Here is a 22,448-nt window from a genome sequence, read left to right on the forward strand (position 1 = left end):
TTTATAGTAAAGCGTTTGCATTCAAATAGAATGCCTGCGTTAGAACAATATAGTTAGCTCTCATGAAATCGGATGCTAGCAACTCTTCTTACTTTTATTCGTTACCCCGACTTATTGAGCCGATACAATCACTGTATTGTTCTTGAAAGCCAAACAGACGCTGAACTTCTTCTAAAGATAAATTACGAGCGTTGAGAATTGTCATATATTTTTGCTTGATTAAGGTGAAACTCAATCCAAGTTTCCTATATAAAACCTATCTTAATCTCTAGTTGACTGACCAACTTTAACGAAAAAAACTTGTCAGTTAATCAAATTTAACTTCTTGACTCTGTATTCTCTGTGCCTCTGTGGTTAAATAAAAAGCTTTTGAACCGCAGAGACGCGGAGGGCGCACAGAGAAAAAGAGATTTTAAAGTCACCTTGAAAGTATATTAGCCAAGTCTTCTTTTAACTTCGTCAGCCAAATCTACTAATAGCACCTCTACTTGCTCACCTGTTTTCAAATCTTTGAGCGAAGATTTTTGCGCTGCTGCTTCTTCAGAACCAATAATTACACAAAATTGAATTCCTTGTTTGTCAGCTAGCTGAAATTGTTTACCCAAGGGGCGCTTATCAAAGTTAGTGATGACATTAATTCCAGCCTGACGCAGACGTTGCGAAACTTTTAAATAAGTTGGCATTAAATCTTCTTGCATATTCACTACCATCACCTGGGCTGGTGTAGCAGCTAAAGTACTAAGAATCCCAGCTTTTAACAACCGACTAATTAAGCGAGTTAAGCCGATAGAAATGCCTACACCAGGCATTTTTTCACCCAAAAATACTCCGACTAATTCTTCATATCTACCGCCAGAACAGATACTACCTAAAGCTTCATGTCCTAATAAGGTTGTTTCGTAAACTGTACCAGTATAGTAATCAAGTCCACGGGCAATGGATAAATCAATACAGAAACGATTTTCGCCAACTCCGAGATTACGTACACCTGCAATTACCGTTTCTAATTCGCTAATTCCCAGGCTTAATTGTTCGGTTTCTGGCAGGTTTTGGGCAAGATGCTTAAGCTTATCTAATACTTCATCAATGGAACCATAAATTTTAATAAAATCAATAATTTTTTGAGTCTGTTCTCCTGAAACCCCCTCTTTTTCTAATTCTTGTTTTACTTTAGTTTCACCAATTTTTTCTAGATTATCAACAATACCAATACACGATTTAATTTTATCTTCAGTAATTCCTACTGACTTAAAAAAACCTGTAAGAACTTTACGATTATTGATGCGAATCAGGAAATCACCAATATTTATTGCTTCAAATATCTCAGTAATAATTGCAGGCATCTGAGCATCATAGAGCAAGCTGAGTTCACGACGAGCAACTACATCAATATCACATTGACGAAACTGCCGAAAACGCCCATCTTTTGCTCGTTCACCACGAAAAACTACATCCATTTGGTAGCGGGCAAAAGGAAAGGTTAATTCATTCAGGTGACGGGCAATATACGCTGCTAAAGGAACTGTTTGGTCAAATTTTAAAGCCCTGGCTTCTGAACCAGTTTCGCCTGATTTATCTCTCTCGGCTTGGCGATTTGGTGGCAAAATGGGATCAATACCATAGATGATATTGTCGCCTTGATTTCCTTTAGCTTGCAAGACTTCTAAACGTTCTACAGCAGGTGTTTCGATGGGCGTAAATCCATAGCTTTCAAAAACTCTACGGATGATATCTAACAAATATAATTCTAGACGCTTTTCACTAGGCAGAAATTCTGGGAAACCACTAGGAGTAGAAAAGTTTATTTTGTCACCTTTTGCCATGCGTGTACCTTACTAAGTTGAAATTTGAGATGAAAGCCTAACGACTGGAAGTCGTGGCTACATAAACAAAGTCCGCGCAGGCGGACTGGAGAATGATGATTGATGATCTTTGAGAACAGAAATTACTATCTTACCCGTTCTTCTTGAATTAGGGTGCGTTGAAAAATTTTGTTGTTCTTAAACCAATGCCAAGTGCGGGCACGATTGTTATTGTCAGGACTAATGTAAATCATTTCGTATAAACTCATTTCTGGGTTTGTTTTATAACTAAACCACAAAATCACAATTGAATCATCGGCTTCCCAAGCTTTACCTTGGATGCGATCAGTGTCAAACCAGAGTTTATTATCTTTATAGCTTCCTGGAAATTCATGCTCTTCTTGTTTACCATTAGACCATTTGTAGCGATTGATTTGATAGTAGGGATGAGGGCCATTTTCTGGAAATTGACAAGTTAAATGAGACTCATGAATATCGAGGATTTTTCCTGTTGTATCAATTAATGTATAAGTTCCTACCCAATCTCCTTCATGACGGACAAGGACGGGCATTTCTTCTCGAATATTTGACATTGCAATTCACCTTTTATTGTTCTAACATTTGAAAAAATCTAGTATAGTAATCGGGAAAGGTTTTCGCTGTACAATTAGAGTCTTTTATTACAATGCCTGGAACCTTTAAGTTAGTGACAGCAAATGCCAGTCTTCACTAAATAAGGCATTTTCTAAAATCGAGTCACTTGGGGGCTGAGGCGGCGACGAGTAATGCCCGATTGGTAATACTTTTAGAAACAGGAATCTCTACCGTGGCATCTACTGGGCGATTCAGAGCAGGGATTGCAATGGTATCCACTTTTAACCTCTGTGCAGGTAGTCAGCTACAACTTAATTATGTTCGCATATTATGAGTAGGGAGTGGGGAAGTTGTTAAAGATGGCTTTAATCATTGCTGGCATAACTTAACGCGATGCATAACGAATTCCGTTTTTCTTCCAGGCGATCGCATTTATCGTTGGCTTCTAATGTTCCTGCTGAACAGCTGCCAGAGCCTTTGCAACACCGCTTCACCACGGGATATACTGGACTTGACCTTCTAGCTGTCCCTCCTGGCTGCACTCCGTAAGCAGAAGAATATCTTCAATGACCCGACTGATTAGCACATCTAGGCTAACTTCAATAACTCCTGGCATTGTTTGCCCTTGCCTAACTCGATCGTACGCATAGCGAGTGATTGTATGAAACATCATGAGTAAGCAGAATACGCCCTTCTTGAGCTGCCCAGTCTAGGATAGTTGGATCATCTTTGTTTGATAGCCCAATATCTTGCACTCGAACGATGTCGATTTCCGGGCTACGGCGGAATAATCCTCTAACAACTGTATTATCGAAGTTTTCATCAGCAAGTAGTTTTAATATGCTTCCTGCGTTGTTTTACGGGCAAGCAGACGATCGCGTAAGCCTTGTGGGTCAAACCTCGCTTGATTCATTGCCCGAATCTCTTGTGATTGCAGCCGTCGCTGTTGCAAATAAGCTTCTACTTCCGGCTGATGCTTGAGGTAGAAGGCGATTGTGGCATAAACATCAGCCAGATTTAGCGATGGATAGCGATAAACAATTTCCTCTGCTGTAGCACCTTGCATAAAAACAGTAACCACTGTATCCAATGGGACGCGGGCTTTACCAACAAGAACCACGCCATCTTCATTCGTTTTTAGAGGAGCAGATTCAGCTACAATTACTAGTTTCATAAGCGCTTCCAGTTCATTGCCTTGATGGCAGCAAACCTTCGTTAGGCTCAGAATATATAGATCGCTGTATCTCCCTTAGCTACTTGTTTAACTCACAGCACTTTCTAAATTTTATCTGCCCCTCATCCTACAGCATTGAAACTTTATTTGGAGGGTTTGCGGGGGATCGATGATCGCACTTAAGGTTGAAAGCGAAGGTGTTGGAGCGGTCTTATTTGGGCAATGGTTTCAAAGTCGCGATCGTTGTGAATCAAAAGCAAATTAGGTTAAGGGTAATTTGCATAAAATGGGTATTAAGTTAAAGTAGACACGATTATTAATTATTGTCTTTACATTTTAACCCGATAGACGACCAACTCACCTTGAATGAAAGGCTGTTAAGTCATTTTCAAGCCCTTCCCAAAGTTGAGCCACCGAGATAGTTTGCCCAGTCATGGCTTCGTGCCAAGCTAGCCGGAAATCTGCTAACACTTCTGCTTGAGATTTAGCGTCCAGAACTTCCTCTTCTGGAATTAGAATGATAACTTCTATGCGGCTGTTTTTATCTGTTATGAGAGGATGATCTAAAGTTAGTTGTCCTTGCTTATTAATCGTTGCCACGACTTTAATGCTACTCCAAGATATTAAGTAGTAATGGTTAGGTTAATGTCCAAGGCTTTTCCTAAACTCGACTTTCACGCTTTCGGCTCCAAAAGCACCGGAAACCCAGATGACCCCGCGGCCGTATCGATCATATACTCATCTTCTTGCGGATTGAGCATTTTCACGCACATATCAATCGCATAGCGCGGCGTGAAATATTGCCCTTTATCTCCCTTACTGCTCTGGTTAATCAAATACTCAAAGGCTTCATTGATTACATCCAGATTGGAGTTAATCTTAATAGTTTGAAGGCAACTTCCTAATTCTAAAAACATGGGAAGTGCCAAATTGAAGCATTAATGCGATCGCATCTTCTCAAGAATGCGATCCTGCGGCGGGCTACGCCTACGCAAAGCAATGAGCAGAATTCACTGTAGTATAGCAACGAAACTCACTGGAGGCAGATAACTCTATCCACTGCATTTAATTTGTTATGCTGCGCTCATTCATGCACTGGCGCTACTTCGCGTGATGCTAAGAAACCAAGGACAATTGCTACCAAGATCAATGCTGGAACATCGCCGAACAGGTGTCCACGTTCCGCAGGGTTAATCACTGCGTGTACCGCCATGATCAGCCCGTGGACAAAACTCGACCAGACGGTGAACCAGATTAAACTGAGATGCACTTCTGGTTTTCGAGAAGCCCATAGTAAAAAGACACCGAGCGTCGCATAAACACCCACGATCATCTGTTCGTATTCATATTGACCTGGTTGCCATGCCCAGCCCGATGGCCAGAGCTTCATCAACGGATAGACCAGGAGAAAAGCAATTCCAACAACAACAAGGGCGATTCGCAAGTACCGATGCTGCTCATCCATTACTCCAACCTCATACTATTTTTCCAGAGTAGTTTTTACTAATGGAATGCCTATTTGTAATACCTATTTGTAATACTATTCTCACTAGTGACACTTCAACTTAGGAGTGTTAGAAATCTTGATGTTCCTCTTGGTTTTAAAGTTGATCCAACACTGAATCGTCTGCCAAGCAATGGGCATCATTTACAGTAAATGATAGCTACTTATTGCTCTTTACGCGTCTGTGTAGAAGCCACTTTTAAGTCTGCGGTCGATTTTAACCGGGTGATGGTGGCTTTACAAATACGTAGGCGTAGCCCAACCCAGGCATCGCTTTTGCGTACCCTGCCTGTCATCTCATATTCCCATCTGTCTTTGCCATACTTTAACACCACACCACTGACCAAGTGAACCAACAGACTTGTGTTCTGAACGAATGACCTTGTGTTCTGAACGAATGGACTTGTGTTCTGAACGAATGGACTTGTGTTCTGAACAAATGGACTTGTGTTCTGAACGAATGGACTTGTGTTCTGAACGAATGGACTTGTGTTCTGAACGAATGGACTTGTGTTCTGAACGAAAACTATGAAAGTTCTTCCAAGTGCTTTGGTTATGGTAGACGAAACTGTGGCAGAAGCGATCGCCCCTGGTAAAACAGATATTTTGAACAGATGAGAATGCGTAGGCGTAGCCCGCCGCAGGCATCGCTTTTTGATCGCCGCAATGTAGAGACGCGATGAATCGCGTCTTCTTTAATTAATAATAAATGCCACAATAATAGAAGCGACACAGAAGTATTATGACTACAGCCCAACGATTGACGTTTGAGCAATACCTACAGATAGATGATGGGACGGAAAACCGTTATGAACTTGTTGATGGGAGGCTCATAGAATTGCCGCCAGAGTCAGAACCAAATACGTCCCTTGCAAATTACCTGTTTCTGCTATTAGTTAGTGCTGGAATGCCTTTTCGACGGGTACAGCCTCATGCTTGCGAACTTCAAGTACCAGTCCTTGAGGCTGGCGATCCTGCGAATCGCTACCCTGATTTGGTGATCCTCCGGGAGGAACACTTAGAGCTGACCCGGACGCGGTTGACTATTACTTTTGACGTTCTTCCACCGCACTTGGTGGTTGAAGTGGTGTCTCCAGGTCAGAGCAATCGGGATAGAGACTATGTGCGGAAGCGGAAACAATACGCAGCACGCGGTGTTCTTGAATACTGGCTGATTGATCCAGAAGAACAGGCAATCACCATTCTACAATTGTCAGAAGGCAGTTATTGTCAAGCTGGCAGGTTTACCGGGAGTACGCAGATTAAATCTCTGGAACTGGAGCGCTTGGGTATTCAGCTACAACTAACATCTGAACAAATTTTTGATGTCGTTAAATAGTTTGGTGCGATTCATGCTTCTCGAAAATGCCACAATAATGGCAACCGATAGAAGTCCGACTCAGCCAACTCATCACTAATATCTCGTGCTTCCTGCTCTAAGCGTGACTGAGAATTCGATGCCTTAACGCTACGCGAACGGCGGCAAGCTACGCCATTGGTTAAGCTAATAAGTTGCATAGTGATGATGGCATTGGTCACTCCCCATTCCCAAACCACCAAGGGTCATTAGTATCGTTAGTTTTAATTAAAATAGCTTTTTTTCGCATGAACCGTTTCAGCGCTGCTGCACCCATGCGTGAGCCTCCCATACCGGAGAATTTAAAGGCGTTTTTCTCTCCCTCGTGCATGATAGCAGTAAGTGCAGCATCGTTGATACTAATACCACCCGCATCTATCTGCTGGGCAACTTCTAAGGCTTCGGGTTCTGAGGCAAAGACAGCAGCACTCAATCCATAAATTGAGTCATTCGCTAAAGATACTGCTTCCTCAACTTTGGAAAAAGGCATTATTGGCATTATGGGGCCAAAAGTCTCTTCCGTCATCACTTTCATGGAATGATTAACTTGGGTGAGAACTGTTGGACGACACCACCAACCCCCGCCTAAGTCTTCAATTACACCGCCGCAGTGAATTACTGCTCCCTTTTCAACTGCATCTACGAGATGGTCGCTAATAATTGCTGCTTGTCTTTGGGCAATGATGGGGCCAATTTCTCCACTTTCAACTGTGGGGTAGGCTAGTTGAAGGCGATGGGCTTTAGCTACTAGTTGATGGTAAAACTTGTCAAATATCGATTCAGCAACGTAAATCCGCTCAATTGATAAGCACGACTGTCCACTGTTGACGACGGAACCCCACAAGATTGCTGAGGTTGCTAATTCTAAATTGGCTGATTCTAAAACGATCGCAGGGTCTTTTCCTCCTAATTCCAAAAAAGCCGGAATAAACCGTTTAGCAGCCGCTTCTGCCACTTTTCGCCCCGTTGCTACACTGCCTGTAAAGCATACCAAATCTACATTTTCAATCAAAATAGAACCGGTTTCGCCTGCTCCTTCAACAAAAGTTAAGACATCGCGCAATTCGGGAACGGCGCTGAGTGCTGTTTTCAGTGGTGCTACGAAGCGGGGAGCAATTTCACTGGGTTTGACAATGACACCACAACCCGCCAATAATGCCGGAATGGTATCAATGGTTGACAGCAACAGTGGAAAATTCCACGGGCTAATTACCCCAACTAGAGGGTAAGGAACGGATGTTTGTTGCAATGCAATAAATGGAATTGCTGTATTTTTTGCAGAGTCTTGCAGCAAGTCCGGTGCTAACTTACACCAGCGATCAATGCTAGAGAGGAAGGAGTCTATTTCTAATACTGAGGTCGATAATCTACCTGTATCATTTACCAAAGCCTCCGTCAAGCGATCGCGTCCTGATAATATCGCTTTTTTCCACTGCTGTAAGGCTTCAATTCTCCCCTCTAAACCCAATTGCTGCCAGCGAACTTGCGCCCTGCGCGTGCGCTTACATTGCTGTGCCAGCAGCCTTGGGGGCGGCGGGATAATTACGTAGTCAAATTTGCCAGTTCGAGGATTGCGGACTTCTATTGGTTTTGTCATTTGTCATTGGTCATTGTCATTAGTCATTGATCATTAGTAATTGGGCATTGGGCATAGAGAAAGAGGAGGCAGAAGTTGTTTAATATTGAATTTTGAATTGATTTGCTCCCTATTCCCCAATTCAAATTATCCTCAATTGGATTAAGCGCTCAATGGTGGCTTGCTGCGTTTGGAGGAAGTGTTTGCGGTCTACTTCTTTTTCCAGCATAGTATTAGGGGGGTAAAAGTGTGATTGGCGATAACTTTCGGCGTATAGCTCAAATCGTTGGCGTGCAAGTAAATTATTTAACCCCGGTCGGCGGCGATCGCGGCGTAATGCTCCTAAATCAATCTCGGCAAATGCTGCCATGCTTTCACCTGCACCTGTTTCTGCTAATATGATTCCGCGATGGTCAATGATTTTAGAACCACCATCAGCCGAAGCAATAGGGATAGCAATATTAGCGATGCCTGCGGTATTAGCTGAAACCACGTATGCCATATTTTCGACAGCGCGAGTAATTTTTGCCGCGTCCTTGGGGGTAAGGTTTTTGTTATACACTTCTGAGGTGGAATGGACAAAAATTTCTGCTCCTCGCATCGCCAGACACCGCGCCACTTCTGGATACAAAATTTCTTCTGATGCTAAGGCTGCCAAATTACCGATCGCAGTTTTGGCTACGGGGAAAACTCCTTCTAAACCATAGCAGTCAAGATATTTATCCCAAACATCATGGGGAGTGGGGGCAAATAAGGAATTCAGCCGCCGATATCGCAAAACAATTGAACCAGAGGGGTCAAGAATAAAGCAGGTTTGAAAGTACAATCCGGGAAAGTTGGGGTCAACTTCGTAGGCGTTACCAGCTAAAAATATTTTATGGTTTTGGGCAATTTTACCAAGTGCCTCATACTCAGCACCAGCCATTTCTATACAAGCTTTTTCTGCCCATCCTGGTAAAGAATCTCCCATCGGGAAACCAGTAAGGAAATATTCTGGCAGTACAATTAAACGACAATCGAAGCCAATGAAAGCGATACTGGCAGCGATTTGTTGAGCTAGGCGGTTGATGGAGTTTTGCATGAGCGATCGCACTTGTTGGCGATCGCTTGCTTGGTTGATTGCATGACAGGTAACTTGCAGTGCCAAAGCGCGGAATGAGTCTAGATTATCAGTGTTATTGTCCAAAATTGCTTACCAAATTTTATAGAATGCTATGCCTAGGTTGGGCTACGCCTACACTACCCTAGAGCGATCGTACAAGTTTATACGTCAATTCAGATAGCAGAAAACGATGATAATTTACGAGTTCAAAGTTAAACAATATGTGCAATAGATGATGCTATTGTTTGCTTCTCCTGTCTTTGGATAAACTTAATTTAATATAGAGAACTCCAGGGAGAAGAGAGAATGTCAAATTTCCCCGATCGCACAGAATCAAACACCGATAAAGTCTTACTCATCGGAGTTACTGGCGGCACAGGTGGAAATGTCGTCAAGGGATTTCTTGAACAGAAAGTTACGAACCTGCGAGTCATCACTAGAGAAATTGACCTTAATCGTCCAACTCTTGCAAAACTCAACGATGCCGGAGTTGAACTGGTAAAAGCCAACCTTGACGATGAAACCTCTCTCATAGCAGCCTTTACAGGAATTTCGGCTGTTTACTGCCACGCTACTTCTGCGGACTCCGCTAAAATTGACCCGCTAGAGGTGGAGAGAGCAAGGCGAGTTGCACAAGTAGCTAAACAGGCTGATATTAAGCACTTTGTCTACAATTCCGCAGGTGGGGCAGACAGAAATTCAGAAATCCCCCGCATAGAGCAAAAGTATCAAGTAGAGAAAATTCTCAAAGCAGCTGGCTTACCGACTACCATGTTGCGAGCTTGCTTGTTTATGGAGGAGTTTTGGAAGAAGTACACGCGACCTTCCATCCTCAAAGGTAGTTTCCCATTTTCCATTCAACCAAACAAGCCCCTTCATCTAATTACAACCAAGGACATGGGCCGCGTTGCTGCCTACGTCATTAAACATCCCACCAAGTATATTGGCCAAGAAATTGAGCTAGCTGGAGATGTGCTGACTCCTCTTGGGATGGCAGAGGCATTCTCCCAAGCGCAGGGGATGAAAGTTGTCTACAAAGAGACACCCGCCTGGATTTTCTTACTCTTGCTGCAAAAGGAACTTTTCGATTTGATTCAGTGGTATCGCAAGCAAGGTTATCAAGCCGATGTTCAGCATTTACGAGAAGAGGAGTTTCCTGGACTTCTGACCACATTTAGAGAGTTTCTGGCAGAAACCAACTGGGTAAATCCGGAACTTACCTATGAGAGTCTGTGATCAGATTAGTACACTGTGGCAAAAGTAGGCGGTTATGGAGTTTTGCATGGCAGGTAACTTGCAGTGCTACCCGGTACGATTCTGGATTAATGGGCATGGGACTAAGGACAAATGACAAATGACCAATGACTAATGACTAATTCGATCGCCACCCCAGAGCGATCGTACAAGTTTATCTGCCAACTCAGAACCAAACATCTGTGTGACAAATTTATTACCTGGATCACGTTCAGCACTGGTACGGCGTAGCGCCAAATCACGAGATGCTAAAGTGGTGCGTACATCTTCTGGCACAAGTTCAGCTGCATCTACCCAAGTTAGCCAGCGATCAAGGGTTTCATGTGCAAGTGTACGAGTTAGTTCAAGAGTATCAAAAGTAGGTGCGCCCGTGTAACACAAGCTAACAGGCGATTGAAATAGGCGAAGATACAGACTTGTGCTGGTAAATACCTTGAGGCGCGAATCGTCTTGTAACTTTAAGAATGTTTGGTTAACTGGTTCATAGTAGCGATCGAGATATGCTAAATCGGTTAAAAGCTCAGTCCGGGGAATGTAATCTATATAAAAGAAAATATTCGGAAGTGTGCTAAACCCAAAAGCCAAATGAGGAACCTGAATATGCGATTTCAACCATGTAGTGAGACGCACGCTGCTAAAGTTTGATTTTTCAGGGTTTCCTAGCCACGAATGAACTAGCCAGTCAACTTCTTCTCCGGAAAAAGCGGTAAGCGAACCCTTTATATTACCATCGAGACTGCTGTATTGCTGCAAATTTTCTACAGAAGGGTCTGGATGTAATTGAAAACGAGCTTCTAGTTTTTGGTAGAGTTCCTTTGTAATTCCCCACAACTGATCAAATACAGCTTTATTGTTTAAATCTGTTGGTTGCTTAGTCATAGTTTGAGTTTGCGGCTTTCTATAAACTTTATATTTAGTTTGACATTTTCTGGTGTCTAGCTCGTTGCCTGTATCACGCAACGCATTCATCCAATTCAAAACTGTGGGAAACAGCCCATCAACTAAACCATGATAAAGCTATTGCAGCAACATCCTTAAGTAGATGGGCATATTGAACAAGAAGTCAGAAGTCATAATCAAGACGCTCTCTAAGATATGCTGCGCCCTTGGCGTACCCCTACAGTCTCGTAGAGAAAAGAAGGCTTTACGCTGCGCTATCAGTGGGGGATTCAGACCCGCCACTGTCTTCTTGCCTTTACTCTAATTTCAGTAATAATACTGGAACTTTATGCAAAATAGGTTGAATTATACTTAATTATAAAAATAAAAATAATTTTGTCGGTAAATATAGACAAATTAAAAGAAAAACAAATATTAATAAGTTAGTTATTTTATTAAAAATAAAATATAGATATGGCTTTTGATTTGAATGAAGCTTTTCAACTAGACATAGCTCAAATGAATTTAAAGGAAGTACATTCAGTAGTATTTAGTTTACATAAACCAAAAATTCCTTTTGTAATTTGGGTGCTAGAGAACCCTAATAGTCTATTAGCATTACCTGGAAAAATTAGTTTGCGCCATCATGATTATATTCATATACTTTTAGGTAGAGGTATTTCTTCTAAAGATGAAGCTTTTGTGATTGGATTTACAATGGGTAATGACTTAAAGACTAATAAACTACATTTATTCATTTACAAAGTTTTTGCTAAATTTTTATATCCACATCCTTATAAGTTTTCCGCAATAGATTTAATAAATTTCAATCTAGGTTTTATGTATGGTAGAAGAATTAAAGTAAAACAAATAAATGAGATCAACTTTGAAATCTACCAAAATGAAACTACAGGCTTTTTAAGAAATCTTTTCGGTATTAATACTGATGAAATAAAACTTATTTAATAGTATTAATTTTTGTTATTAGTTAATTACCGTATATCGAAAAAATACTATCAAAATGCACCTACCTAATAAACTAAGATTCGTTCCCTCTCAAATAGTAACTGTAACAGTACTTCTGACATTATTCCTATTTATTCCTCAAATTTGGCTCAATTGGGAAGCCTATTATAACTTTAATAGTATTACTAAACATGAATTTAAACTCCAAATGCTGAGTGATGAAATTACTTATCTTGATGAAGTATTAACAATGTCAGCACGTATGAATGCTGCTACAGGAAACTTTCTTTGGGAAGAACGATATCGACAATTTGAACCTAAACTCGATATTGCTATTAAAGAATCTATTAAACTTGCTCCTCAAGTATATGAAAATGAGGATACCAAAAAAGTTGATGCCGCTAACCAGCGCTTAGTTGCAATGGAATATAAATCTTTTGAATTAGTTAAAAACAATCAACAAGAGACAGCACAGCTACTACTTTTCAACCAAGAGTATGAAAACCAAAAACAAATTTATGCTGATGGTGTTGCTAAAAGAAAGCGTAATATATCACTTCAGTTACAGCAGAGAGTTGATGATTATTACAAAAGAATATTTTGGACATTTTTAGAATCTATTATAAGTTTAGCAATGCTGATTCCGGCATGGCTTTTCGTGTTGCGTTTATTACAGCAATACTTAAAAGCTAAAAAAATTGCTCAAGCCGCCTTAGAAGAAACAAATTGTAAGTTGGAAATGCAAGTTGCTGAGAGAACTGCAAAATTACAATACAAAAATTTCCAATTAAAACAGACACTGCAAGAACTGCAACACGCTCAAGTACAACTTATTCAAACTGAAAAAATGTCCTCATTAGGTCAGCTAGTTGCTGGTGTTGCTCATGAAATCAATAATCCAGTTAATTTTATTTATGGTAATGTGATGCATCTTAGAGAATATAGTCAGCAATTACTAAATTTAATTAACCTGTATCAGCAACATAATTTTAATTACAACCCAGAAATAATTAATCTGATTGATGAAATAGATTTAGAGTTTATTGTTGATGATATGCCAAAAGTATTATCCTCAATGGCACTTGGCACTGACCGCATTCGCGAAATTGTGCTAACTTTGCGTAATTTTTCGCGTCTTGATGAAGCAGAAATGAAACCTGTTGATATTCATGAAGGAATTAATAGCACACTATTAATTTTACAGTATCGTCTTAAAGAAAAGCATAATAAGCAGGAAATCGCAATAATCAAAGATTATGGTAATTTACCTCTCGTTGAATGTTATGCAGGAGGATTAAATCAGGTAGTTATGAATATTTTTAGTAATGCTATTGATGCTTTAAGTGAATGGGAAACAGAGTGTTTAGAAGGAGAAGATAAAAAACACCTTAGCTCTATTATTGTCCATACTCAGGTTAAGAATGAAGAGTGTGTGATTATTAGTATTAAAGATAATGGGCCAGGAATAACAGAAAAAGTTAAGGATAAATTGTTTGACCCTTTCTTTACTACTAAACCTATAGGTAAAGGTACTGGCTTAGGATTATCTATTAGTTACCAAATTATAGTAGAGAAGCACAAGGGACAGATAAACTGTATTTCTGCGCCTGGTAAGGGTACAGAGTTTGTGATTGAAATTCCTATTAAGCAGGCACGGTAAGCAAATATATTAATTAACAAAGCCAAATAGTATGTCTAAATAATATAATGCCGACAACTATGGGTTCTATGCTATCTCTTTAAAAATTACTAATAGAAAAACCTCGACGCGTGGGTTTAAGATTTGCTAACTCCACCTGAAAACTTACCTTGTCGCTCATTTCACCACTTCTCGCTTCCAAAGTCCATTTACCAGGACGCAAATTCCAAAATAAAGAATTAGCTGAGTTTGTATCTAGTTTTTCACCATTCAGCCACCACTCTACAGGCGCAGATTTATTTCCCGCTAATTTGAATTCAAGTTTTTGCTTCGCTTCTTCACCTGGATACAGTAAGAATAAGTCGCCATGATGCGGAGATAAAATTCTCAAATTAGTTGAAACAAAACTTGATTGCTGTTGTTTTGCCAACCATTCATCATATTCTGGTGGCAAATTGAATTGATTTTCACGTTCGTAGGCAATTTTATCTTCTGGATAGAAATATTCCTGCACTACTGAGGTACAATCTGGTGTTGGTCGTAAACCCGAAATTGCACATATAGGTAGTTGCACTAAACCTTCTGGAGGTGGAAAATCTCCTGGTTCTTGGTGTTCATGCAGGTGTAACATAATCCGATTCCACAAGGGTGCAGCCCCGGCAACGCCTGAAACTTGGCGCATCGGTTCGCCATTGAAATTGCCTACCCAAGTAGCGACAGTGTAATCTGTGGTGAAGCCAATCGTCCAAGTATCGCGAAAATTGGAAGAAGTGCCAGTTTTAACAGCAGCAGGAAAAGGTAAATTTAATACTGAGTCTACACCAAATGCTGTTGCACGAGCATGGTTGTCACTAAGTATGTTGGTTATTAATTGCCATATTGTGTGGTTGGGGAGTTGGGAGTGGGGAGTAGGGAGTAGGGAATTGGAAAATGTGCTTACTAAAGGGGTAGCATCTCCTTGTCGTGCTATGGTCAAGTAGGCACGGGCTAATTCCCATAAACTGACTTCGCCACTACCTAGAGTCAAACCCAAACCATAATGTTCTGGGGTTTGGTTAAGGTGTTCAAACCCCAATTGATGCAGACGTTCGAGGAAAGTCTGCACACCTACCTTTTCTAACACCCGTACTGCTGGTACATTTAGGGAATTTGCTAAAGCGATTCGCACGCGCACAGGGCCAAGGAAGCTTTCGGTGTAATCTGTGGGGCTATAAAGTTTTGCGCCAGGAATTGCATAATGGGCAGGTACATCTGCCAAAATGGTATTTGGGCGAATTAAACCTTTTTCTAAAGCTAATTCATACACAAAAGGCTTGAGGGTAGATCCTGGTTGACGTAGCGCTTGCACTCCATCATTGCGTCCTAGTTTTGCCTCATTAAAATAATCAGGCGAACCGACATAAGCCAATACTTCACCAGTGTGGTTGTCAATCACCAACGCGGATGCATCATGCACGTTGTTGGCAGCCAGAGAAGAAATTACCTGTTGCACCTGTGCTTCGACAAACTGCTGTAAAGGGCGATTTATAGTTGTGCGAATAACGGATTTATCCTCTGCCTTTAAAAGAGGGGCTTGATTCCTCTCTTTGTTAGGGGGGATTTGATTAGCTAACCAAAACAAAAAGTGTGGTGCGGCGATAATTCCTTGTGGGCGAGACTGAAACACAACTTTTTCGCTTTGTGTTCGGGCTGCGTAGCTTGCCGCCGTAGGCATCGCACGACTAATATACTTTTCCTGTACCATCCGATTAAGGACGTATTTTTGCCGTTGCTTCAGCCGTTCCCAATGCTGGTAAGGGTTAAAGTATGTGGGATTATTAGGGATAGCAGCTAACAAACTAGCTTGGGCAAGATTCAAGTCACTAGCTGGGATGGAAAAATAAGTCTGCGCGGCTGCTTCCACACCATATATATTCCCTCCCATTGGCAACCGATTGATATATGCAGAGAGAATTTCATCTTTGTTCATCCCTGCGACTAACCGCCAAGATAGCCAAATTTCTTGCATTTTACCCCACAGAGTGCGCGGGACAGGATCTAACATCCGTGCTAACTGCATAGTAATAGTGGAAGCGCCAGAAACAATTCGTTTCGCGTGGATGGCTTCTTTGCTGGCGCGGATAACAGCTTTCATATCCAACGCCCCATGATGGTAAAAGCTACCATCTTCGGCGGCCAAAATAGCATGGATAAACTGGGGCGAAACCTGATTTAGCGGTACTACTGACGTATGCTCTTGGTCACGGGTGAGTAATGTTCCTAATGGTAAACCATTGCGATCGCTAAATTGCATTGCCAGTTGATTTTGGGCAATGTCTGCGGCTCGAATGGGTGCAAAATAAGGTAGTAAGCGGATAACCAGACAGATTACCAGCACAGCCAGGATAACTTTGCCTGTATGCTTAATTTTGAGTAGCGATCGTAAAATTGCCTTCATCAGGGAATCCCCTGCCCAAAAAAACCTACTTTAATTTTGACGCGGCGATTACATCTACATCAGTAAATATGTCAAATCCTTAATAATTCATTTGTCTTAACTTAGCAGATGTAAATCAATTTTTACGAAATTTAAATATTTATAGTTAAGAATTGTAGTCATTTTTGGAACAATAACACTCGATTAGTTATCTATGTAAATAAACATCCGTTATATCCACAGCTTAAGTAAAATAACTAGTTATCTTGCGTCCTTTATCAGTCTGGGCATTGCTCAATCTATGAAGTAATGGAAATTTTTATTTGCTATAATTTTGTGATTTTTTTATTTTAAATTACTAAAAAGATGATGATCAGAGTTTTATTACGTTTTTACCATAAAATAACCTATCGCATTCTTAACATCTTTAGAGGTTCATTTAAAAAAAATGGGCATTATTCAAGCCGTAAGGGACCAATACAGTTTCTTCTTATCTTTACATTTATACTAGGAATGGCAGGGTGTAATTTTTTTAGTATTAACTCAAGCAAAGAACCACTCCCAGCCGTTTCCCCATTAACACCGCCAAAACTACCAGACTGGATTGAACAAATTAGTCCCATTGGAGATGCCAAACCTCTTAACCAAATCCGCATACGCTTTAAAGAAGCTTTAATACCAGTTGAAAGCCTCGACAGCCCAGAACAACAGAAAATATTAGAAAAATTTACAATTTGGCCACCTTTTCCTGGTCAATTTCGCTTTTTGACACCGCGTATGGTGGGTTTTCAAGCCGAGAAAGCATTGCCGATAGCGACAAGATTTAAAGTCACTCTTAAAGCAGGTTTAGCTGATTTAAAAAACCATCGCTTAGACAAAGATTTACCTTGGACTTTCAATACCGAGTCTATCAAACTCACTAATTTACCCGGTGTCAATCCCATTGAGAAAGCTGATATCGAACCAATTGATTTAAAACAAAAGCTACAGTTCACTTCTAATGTAGAATTAGATTTAGCTTCCGTACAAAAACATTCACAGTTAATTCCTGAAGGTAAAAATAAAGGTACAGATTTTAAAGTTGAATTAAATAAAGAAGAAAAACCATTAGAAAATGAAGATCCTTTAGAAAAAATTGACCCTTCAGCACGCAATTGGATTTATAATCTCATCCCACAGCAAAATCTTGAAAAAGCAACCCCTTATCGGCTAGTATTTTCTCCCGGAATACGTCCTGCTTATGGCAATCTCCCTACAGAAAAAGAATTTGCCAGTAAGTTAGTAACTTATTCGCCTTTGGCATTTCAGAAAATTAACTATTACGGACAGCCAGATGCAGGTGGAACTTTTGGAAGATTTATCAAAGGAAGTCCCCAGCTAGAATTTAATAATGTCTTAATGGCAGATTCAGCTAAAGAAAATATTAACATTAATCCGGCACCAAAAGATATTTCGAGAATTTTGCAAGTCAACGATGAAGATAAAATTGTCGGCATCAATCCTTACGCGCTAGAACCAGCCAAAACTTATACAATTACTATCAGCGAAAATCTCAAAGATAAGTTTGGACAGACTTTAGGTAAACCTGTCACACTTAAATATGATACTGGAGATTTAGCTGGGGATATCTGGGTACCATCAGATTTGAATATTTTCCCCACAGGTAAAGATTTACAGCTCAATATTAGTACAGTAAATCTGCCAGAATCAAAATACAAAGCAGCTTATCGAGTAGTTAAACCGACAGATTTAGTTTATTTTAATTATGGTAATGATTTATTACCAAAACCTTCTGATTGGCAAAATTTTAAGGTATCGGGTAATAAAAATCAATCAGTTGACGTTGCTGTTCCTCTCCGGGAAAAAATAAGTGCAGCTACGGGAATGTTAGCTTATGGAGTGCAAGCCCGCACTAATAAATATCAGGAGAATGGTAAAGAACTGTGGCGAGAACCTACCACTTATGGCTTGGTTGAATTGACGAATTTGGGCGTATTTACTCAGTGGTTCCCTGAGTCAGGTTTAATTCGCGTTAATCATCTTACAGATGGTTCACCAGTTCAAGCGGCTGCTGTTGAAATTTATCAATCAAAGTTACAGGCTAAATCTCGCCCCGAACCTATACCTTGTGCAACAGGTAAAACTGATGAAAATGGAACTTTTAGAATTAATCGGGAAGAATTACAGCAATGTTATTCTGGGAATGAAAGTTCTAGTAAATCACCACAATTATTAGTAATTGCCCGTGAGAATCAAGATTGGGCATTTGCTAGAACCGAAGAATATAGCGGCGTTTATGGCTACGGTATTGATGCAAGTTGGCAAGATGGTAAACCAGAATCACGCGGGGTAATTTTTTCAGATAGACAGTTATATCAACCAGGCGAAAAAGCTTGGTTAACTGGGTTTGCTGACTTCTTGCAAAATGGTACAATCCAGCAAGATAAAAATGCTGTTTACCAATTAACTTTGGTAAATCCTGATGGACAAAAGACCAATTTAGGTACACAAACTACAAATGAATTTGGTACATTTTCTCTAGAACTGCCAATCAAGACAACTCAGCGTTTAGGCTACCATACAATCCAGGCTAAGGGGAAGAATGGGCAACAAATATCTGGAGAATTTCGGGTAGCTGAATTTAAGCCACCTAATTTTAAAGTCGAACTCAACTTAGATAAAGAATTTGCTCTCATTGACGACAAAGTTAATATTAATGCTACAAGTAATTATTTATTTGGTGCGCCTGTAGAAGGTGGCGAAGCAAAATACTTTATTACTCGTCAACAGGCTAATTTTGTTCCTAAAGGTTGGGATGAATTTACTTTTGGTAGGCAATGGCTATGGCCGGAGGAAACGCCTACTATATCTAGTGATGTATTGCAAACTAATACCCAGCTAGATGCTAATGGTAAAAGTAGTCAAACTGTGAATGTGGCTAATGATTTACCATATCCGATGACTTACCGGGTGGATGTGCAAGTTGCAGATGTTTCTAATCTATCTGTAGCGAATTCTAAAACTTTTACAGCCTTACCGAGTAATCGCCTTATCGGGTTAAAAAGTAATTTCATCGCTGATGCTGGTAAGGCTTTTCCCATTGAAGTCATTGTTACTGACCCTACAGGAAAACCGATAACAGGTCAACGGGTGCGGCTGGAATTACAACAAATTAAATACAGCAGCGTCACGCAATTGGTAGAAGGTAGCCGAACTCCAAAAAATCAAGTTGAATATAAAACAGTCGGACAAGTAGAAATTACATCTGCTAGCAATCCACAATCAGTAAATTTGACAACACCGGAATCTGGTTCATACCGGATTAGAGTTAATTTTAGTGATGCCAAAGACGAATTAAGCGCCACAGATTTACAAATTTGGGCAACTGGGGAGAATCCAGTATTTTGGGGTTCTAAAGAAAAAGATGTCTTAGAAATTCAGCTAGATAAAAAAGAGTTTAAACCTGGTGAAACCGCTACTGTACTAATTCAATCTCCCTATCCAGACGCAGAATTGTACTTTGCTGTAATTAAAGACAAACCTCTTTATCAGCAAATTACCAAAACTCAGGGAAGCGCACCACAAATTCAGTTTAAAGTCACGCCAGAAATGCTGCCAAATGCGGCTATTGAAGCTGTCTTAGTCAGACAAGGTAAACCGATAAACCAAGCGGAAGCGGGAAGTTTAGATAATTTGGTGAAGATTGGTTTTACACCTTTTAAAGTTAACTTGGGGGATAAGTATTTAAAACTGCAAGTTAAACCCGTGCAAGCATCATTGGAACCTGGTGCAGAAGAAACGGTACAACTGGAACTAAAAGATAATCAAGGAAACCCCACCCAAGGACAGTTTACAGTTATGGTGGTAAATGAGGCGGTGTTACAACTTTCTGGTTATCGTCCGCCAGATTTGGTAGATACAGTTTATGCAGAACAGCCAATATCTACCCGCTTTAGCGATAACCGACCAGATGTCATATTACAAACACAAAATATAGCTAAACCCAAAGGTTGGGGTTACGGCGGTGGTTTCTCAACTAGTGCAGCAAATACTCGCACTCGCACAAACTTTCAAGCCTTAGCTTACTACAACGGTTCTGTTCTCACCAATGCTAATGGCAATGCACAGATAACTTTTAAACTCCCGGATGACTTAACTACATGGCGGGTGATGGCTGTGGCCACCGATGGAAATCTGCGTTTCGGGAATGGGGACGCGACGTTTATCGCCACAAAGCCACTGCTAACTAATGCCATGTTGCCACAGTTTGCCCGTCCAGGCGATCGCATCCTTGCTGGTTTATCCGTCACCAACAACACCGGAAATACAGGAAATCTCTCAATTAATGGCGAACTTAGCGGTAAGGTGAAGTTTGCTGACAAAAACCCCACAGTTACTGCATTACAAACCAAAGCTGAATCTACAACTCATGCTTATCGCTTTCCAATGGTGGCGGATAGTGTGGGAGTTGGTAAAGTCCGCTTTACCACTCAACTAAATAATACAGCCGCAGATGCTTTTGAAGTTCCTTTGGAAATTAAACCAATTGAAATTACAGAACAAGTCGTTGAAGGTGGTGTAACTGAAAAACAGGTGAAGATTCCTCTGAATGTTGATAAAAACACCTTCCCTGATGCAGGAGGTTTAAACATTCAGTTGGCGAGTACTTTGGTACCAGAGATTCAAGCACCAGCAAAGCAGGTTTTAGAAGATAATGATTTGCCTTTTACAGAACCGGCTGCAAGTCAGTTAATGATTGCTGCTAATCTGCAAAATCTTACACAAAAATATGGTCAGACATTTTCAGAATTTAATCCTAGCCAACAGGCAAAACAAGCCATTGAACAATTACAAAAACTCCAAATAGCTGATGGTGGTTTTGTTGCTTTCCCCGGACAAGAAAAATCTGACCCTTGGGTTTCTTCTTATGCAGGTGAATCTTTGGCTAAAGCCAGTCAGGTATTCCCTAATTTAGTCGATTTAGGAATCCTGTCTCGCGTGAAACCTTATCTACAAAAAGTTCTAGCGAATCCTGGAGAATATGATTTTTGCAAACAACTATTATGTAAAAGGCAACTGCAACTTAATGCTTTAATAGCCTTAGCAGAAATAGGAGATAAACGCAATACTTTTCTTACAGATATTTATGGGCAGCGCAATAACTTTGATTTAGTAACTCAAATTAAATTGGCGCGATACTTATCTCAATTCCCAGAATGGCAAAATGAATCTCAAGAGTTGGCGAACAAACTGCAACAGAATATCTATGAAACTGGTCGCACGGCGGTTGTAAGTTTACCACGTAGTTGGGAATGGATGAGTTCATCTACCACGACGCAAGCCCAAGCTTTACGCTTGTTTGTTGCCAAGCAGAGTAAACCCGAAGTTATAGATAAATTATTCCAAAGTCTTTTGGCACTGCGACGAGATGGCACTTGGCAGACTAACTATAATAATGCCCAAGCATTAACAGCTTTGGTAGAATATAGCCAACTGCAACCTACGCCACCTAATTTTGTTGCCACAGTGCAATTAGCTGGTAATAAGTTAGGAGAAAACCGCTTTGATGGCTACAAAAATCTTAGCTTACAAGTAAATGTGCCAATGAATCAATTACCTCATGGTCGTCATGATTTAACACTGCAAAAATCAGGTAATGGAACTTTGCACTATCTAGTTGCTTATAATTATCGCTTGCAGGGAAATCAACCAGGTAGGTTTAACGGTTTACGCATAACGCGAGAAATTAGTCAAGTAAATCAAGAGAAAGTTTTACAAAAAACAGGTCTTTACGCTTTCGATAAACCCTTGACTTTAGCCTCTGGACAGGTGTTTGATATTGGTTTAGAAATCATTGCCGATCATCCTGTGGATCATCTGGTGATTAAAGACCCTTTACCATCAGGTTTTGAGGCTGTGGATGCAAGTTTCCAAACTACCACAGCTGCATTACAAGCAAAAGCCGATAGCTGGGAACTTGGCTTTAGAAATATCTACCGCGATCGCATTATCGCCTACTCCGACCACCTGGAACCAGGAGTTTATAGTCTGCACTATTTAGTTCGTTCTGTTACTCCTGGTACATTTTCTTGGCCTGGTGCAGAAGTTCACCTGCAATATGCACCAGAAGAATTTGGGCGTACAGCTGAGTCTACATTAATACTGGAGGATAGGAAGTAATTATT

Annotated in this window: 19 protein-coding genes and 1 pseudogene; 6 read left to right on the top strand and 14 right to left on the bottom strand. The window is 40.6% G+C overall.

Annotated features, from left to right (window positions below; genetic code table 11):
- Positions 1–127: 127 nt before the first annotated feature.
- From H6G96_RS42840 to H6G96_RS18180, 3 genes and pseudogenes are all read right to left on the bottom strand, one after another.
- Positions 128–205 (bottom strand): annotated as a pseudogene (locus H6G96_RS42840) (restriction endonuclease subunit R); the annotation flags it as partial.
- Positions 206–434: 229 nt separating this feature from the next.
- Positions 435–1,823, bottom strand: coding sequence for a histidine--tRNA ligase (gene hisS / locus H6G96_RS18175; RefSeq protein ID WP_190912756.1), 1,389 nt, complete (start codon positions 1,821–1,823; stop codon positions 435–437).
- A gap of 125 nt (positions 1,824–1,948) precedes the next feature.
- Positions 1,949–2,395 (bottom strand): DUF3598 family protein, encoded by a 447-nt coding sequence (locus H6G96_RS18180; RefSeq protein ID WP_190912757.1) that lies wholly within the window; start codon positions 2,393–2,395, stop codon positions 1,949–1,951.
- Positions 2,396–2,789: 394 nt separating this feature from the next.
- Between H6G96_RS18180 and H6G96_RS18190 the strand changes: the two genes are divergently transcribed.
- Positions 2,790–2,945: a hypothetical protein gene (locus H6G96_RS18190; protein WP_190912902.1), complete on the top strand. Its 156-nt coding sequence runs from the start codon at positions 2,790–2,792 to the stop codon at positions 2,943–2,945.
- Positions 2,946–3,025: 80 nt separating this feature from the next.
- Here the strand turns inward: H6G96_RS18190 and H6G96_RS41420 are convergent, their stop codons facing one another.
- The 6 genes from H6G96_RS41420 to H6G96_RS18220 all read right to left on the bottom strand — a co-directional run bounded on the left by H6G96_RS41420 (position 3,026) and on the right by H6G96_RS18220 (position 5,430).
- Positions 3,026–3,238: a DUF5615 family PIN-like protein gene (locus tag H6G96_RS41420; RefSeq protein ID WP_347242249.1), complete on the bottom strand. Its 213-nt coding sequence runs from the start codon at positions 3,236–3,238 to the stop codon at positions 3,026–3,028.
- Positions 3,232–3,570, bottom strand: a complete 339-nt coding sequence (locus H6G96_RS18200) for a DUF433 domain-containing protein (RefSeq protein ID WP_190912758.1) — start codon at positions 3,568–3,570, stop codon at positions 3,232–3,234. Before H6G96_RS18200 ends, H6G96_RS41420 begins: the two co-directional genes overlap by 7 nt.
- Before the next feature lie 357 nt (positions 3,571–3,927).
- Complete coding sequence (locus H6G96_RS18205) at positions 3,928–4,170, bottom strand: hypothetical protein (RefSeq protein ID WP_242063314.1); 243 nt, start codon at positions 4,168–4,170, stop codon at positions 3,928–3,930.
- Positions 4,171–4,244: 74 nt separating this feature from the next.
- Positions 4,245–4,487, bottom strand: a complete 243-nt coding sequence (locus H6G96_RS18210) for an N-6 DNA methylase (RefSeq protein WP_242063315.1) — start codon at positions 4,485–4,487, stop codon at positions 4,245–4,247.
- A gap of 167 nt (positions 4,488–4,654) precedes the next feature.
- Positions 4,655–5,035, bottom strand: coding sequence for a DUF6632 domain-containing protein (locus H6G96_RS18215; RefSeq protein ID WP_190912759.1), 381 nt, complete (start codon positions 5,033–5,035; stop codon positions 4,655–4,657).
- A 203-nt stretch (positions 5,036–5,238) separates the two neighbouring features.
- Positions 5,239–5,430 (bottom strand): hypothetical protein, encoded by a 192-nt coding sequence (locus tag H6G96_RS18220; protein WP_242063316.1) that lies wholly within the window; start codon positions 5,428–5,430, stop codon positions 5,239–5,241.
- A gap of 386 nt (positions 5,431–5,816) precedes the next feature.
- Here H6G96_RS18220 and H6G96_RS18225 point away from each other — a divergent pair, with 386 nt between their 5' ends.
- A complete protein-coding gene (locus H6G96_RS18225) occupies positions 5,817–6,413 on the top strand; it encodes a Uma2 family endonuclease (RefSeq protein ID WP_190912760.1) in 597 nt (198 codons plus the stop codon).
- An 11-nt stretch (positions 6,414–6,424) separates the two neighbouring features.
- Here the strand turns inward: H6G96_RS18225 and H6G96_RS18230 are convergent, their stop codons facing one another.
- The 3 genes from H6G96_RS18230 to H6G96_RS18240 form a co-directional block, all read right to left on the bottom strand.
- Positions 6,425–6,592 (bottom strand): hypothetical protein, encoded by a 168-nt coding sequence (locus H6G96_RS18230; protein ID WP_190912761.1) that lies wholly within the window; start codon positions 6,590–6,592, stop codon positions 6,425–6,427.
- 17 nt (positions 6,593–6,609) lie between these two features.
- On the bottom strand, positions 6,610–8,028 hold the full coding sequence (locus H6G96_RS18235; protein ID WP_190912762.1) for an aldehyde dehydrogenase family protein: 1,419 nt from the start codon (positions 8,026–8,028) through the stop codon (positions 6,610–6,612).
- 121 nt (positions 8,029–8,149) lie between these two features.
- The gene (locus H6G96_RS18240) at positions 8,150–9,193 is read right to left on the bottom strand and encodes a nitrilase-related carbon-nitrogen hydrolase (protein WP_190912763.1); all 1,044 of its coding nucleotides are present in this window, start codon (positions 9,191–9,193) and stop codon (positions 8,150–8,152) included.
- A gap of 222 nt (positions 9,194–9,415) precedes the next feature.
- Between H6G96_RS18240 and H6G96_RS18245 the strand changes: the two genes are divergently transcribed.
- Positions 9,416–10,345, top strand: a complete 930-nt coding sequence (locus H6G96_RS18245) for an NmrA family NAD(P)-binding protein (protein ID WP_190912764.1) — start codon at positions 9,416–9,418, stop codon at positions 10,343–10,345.
- A 129-nt stretch (positions 10,346–10,474) separates the two neighbouring features.
- Here H6G96_RS18245 and H6G96_RS18250 read toward each other — a convergent pair whose 3' ends face one another.
- Positions 10,475–11,242: a red chlorophyll catabolite reductase gene (locus H6G96_RS18250; protein ID WP_190912765.1), complete on the bottom strand. Its 768-nt coding sequence runs from the start codon at positions 11,240–11,242 to the stop codon at positions 10,475–10,477.
- A 474-nt stretch (positions 11,243–11,716) separates the two neighbouring features.
- Between H6G96_RS18250 and H6G96_RS18255 the strand changes: the two genes are divergently transcribed.
- On the top strand, positions 11,717–12,208 hold the full coding sequence (locus H6G96_RS18255) for a hypothetical protein (protein ID WP_190912766.1): 492 nt from the start codon (positions 11,717–11,719) through the stop codon (positions 12,206–12,208).
- 55 nt (positions 12,209–12,263) lie between these two features.
- The gene (locus H6G96_RS18260) at positions 12,264–13,868 is read left to right on the top strand and encodes an ATP-binding protein (RefSeq protein WP_190912767.1); all 1,605 of its coding nucleotides are present in this window, start codon (positions 12,264–12,266) and stop codon (positions 13,866–13,868) included.
- A gap of 79 nt (positions 13,869–13,947) precedes the next feature.
- Here H6G96_RS18260 and pbpC read toward each other — a convergent pair whose 3' ends face one another.
- Positions 13,948–16,284 (bottom strand): penicillin-binding protein 1C, encoded by a 2,337-nt coding sequence (pbpC, locus tag H6G96_RS18265; protein ID WP_190912768.1) that lies wholly within the window; start codon positions 16,282–16,284, stop codon positions 13,948–13,950.
- Positions 16,285–16,776: 492 nt separating this feature from the next.
- Between pbpC and H6G96_RS18270 the strand changes: the two genes are divergently transcribed.
- Positions 16,777–22,443 (top strand): alpha-2-macroglobulin, encoded by a 5,667-nt coding sequence (locus H6G96_RS18270; RefSeq protein ID WP_190912769.1) that lies wholly within the window; start codon positions 16,777–16,779, stop codon positions 22,441–22,443.
- Positions 22,444–22,448: the final 5 nt, after the last annotated feature.

The sequence above is a fragment of the Nostoc sp. FACHB-892 genome (assembly GCF_014698795.1).
GTDB lineage: Bacteria > Cyanobacteriota > Cyanobacteriia > Cyanobacteriales > Nostocaceae > Nostoc.

Excerpts from the sequence above, each read along its gene's own strand:
- H6G96_RS18250 (WP_190912765.1), bottom strand. The coding sequence starts at position 11,242 with ATGACTAAGCAACCAACAGATTTAAACAATAAAGCTGTATTTGATCAG.
- hisS (WP_190912756.1), bottom strand. The coding sequence starts at position 1,823 with ATGGCAAAAGGTGACAAAATAAACTTTTCTACTCCTAGTGGTTTCCCA.
- H6G96_RS18215 (WP_190912759.1), bottom strand. The coding sequence starts at position 5,035 with ATGGATGAGCAGCATCGGTACTTGCGAATCGCCCTTGTTGTTGTTGGA.
- H6G96_RS18230 (WP_190912761.1), bottom strand. The coding sequence starts at position 6,592 with ATGCAACTTATTAGCTTAACCAATGGCGTAGCTTGCCGCCGTTCGCGT.
- H6G96_RS18255 (WP_190912766.1), top strand. The coding sequence starts at position 11,717 with ATGGCTTTTGATTTGAATGAAGCTTTTCAACTAGACATAGCTCAAATG.
- pbpC (WP_190912768.1), bottom strand. The coding sequence starts at position 16,284 with ATGAAGGCAATTTTACGATCGCTACTCAAAATTAAGCATACAGGCAAA.
- H6G96_RS18235 (WP_190912762.1), bottom strand. The coding sequence starts at position 8,028 with ATGACAAAACCAATAGAAGTCCGCAATCCTCGAACTGGCAAATTTGAC.
- H6G96_RS18270 (WP_190912769.1), top strand. The coding sequence starts at position 16,777 with ATGGCAGGGTGTAATTTTTTTAGTATTAACTCAAGCAAAGAACCACTC.
- H6G96_RS18190 (WP_190912902.1), top strand. The coding sequence starts at position 2,790 with ATGCATAACGAATTCCGTTTTTCTTCCAGGCGATCGCATTTATCGTTG.
- H6G96_RS18245 (WP_190912764.1), top strand. The coding sequence starts at position 9,416 with ATGTCAAATTTCCCCGATCGCACAGAATCAAACACCGATAAAGTCTTA.
- H6G96_RS18180 (WP_190912757.1), bottom strand. The coding sequence starts at position 2,395 with ATGTCAAATATTCGAGAAGAAATGCCCGTCCTTGTCCGTCATGAAGGA.
- H6G96_RS18200 (WP_190912758.1), bottom strand. The coding sequence starts at position 3,570 with ATGAAACTAGTAATTGTAGCTGAATCTGCTCCTCTAAAAACGAATGAA.
- H6G96_RS18210 (WP_242063315.1), bottom strand. The coding sequence starts at position 4,487 with ATGTTTTTAGAATTAGGAAGTTGCCTTCAAACTATTAAGATTAACTCC.
- H6G96_RS18225 (WP_190912760.1), top strand. The coding sequence starts at position 5,817 with ATGACTACAGCCCAACGATTGACGTTTGAGCAATACCTACAGATAGAT.
- H6G96_RS18260 (WP_190912767.1), top strand. The coding sequence starts at position 12,264 with ATGCACCTACCTAATAAACTAAGATTCGTTCCCTCTCAAATAGTAACT.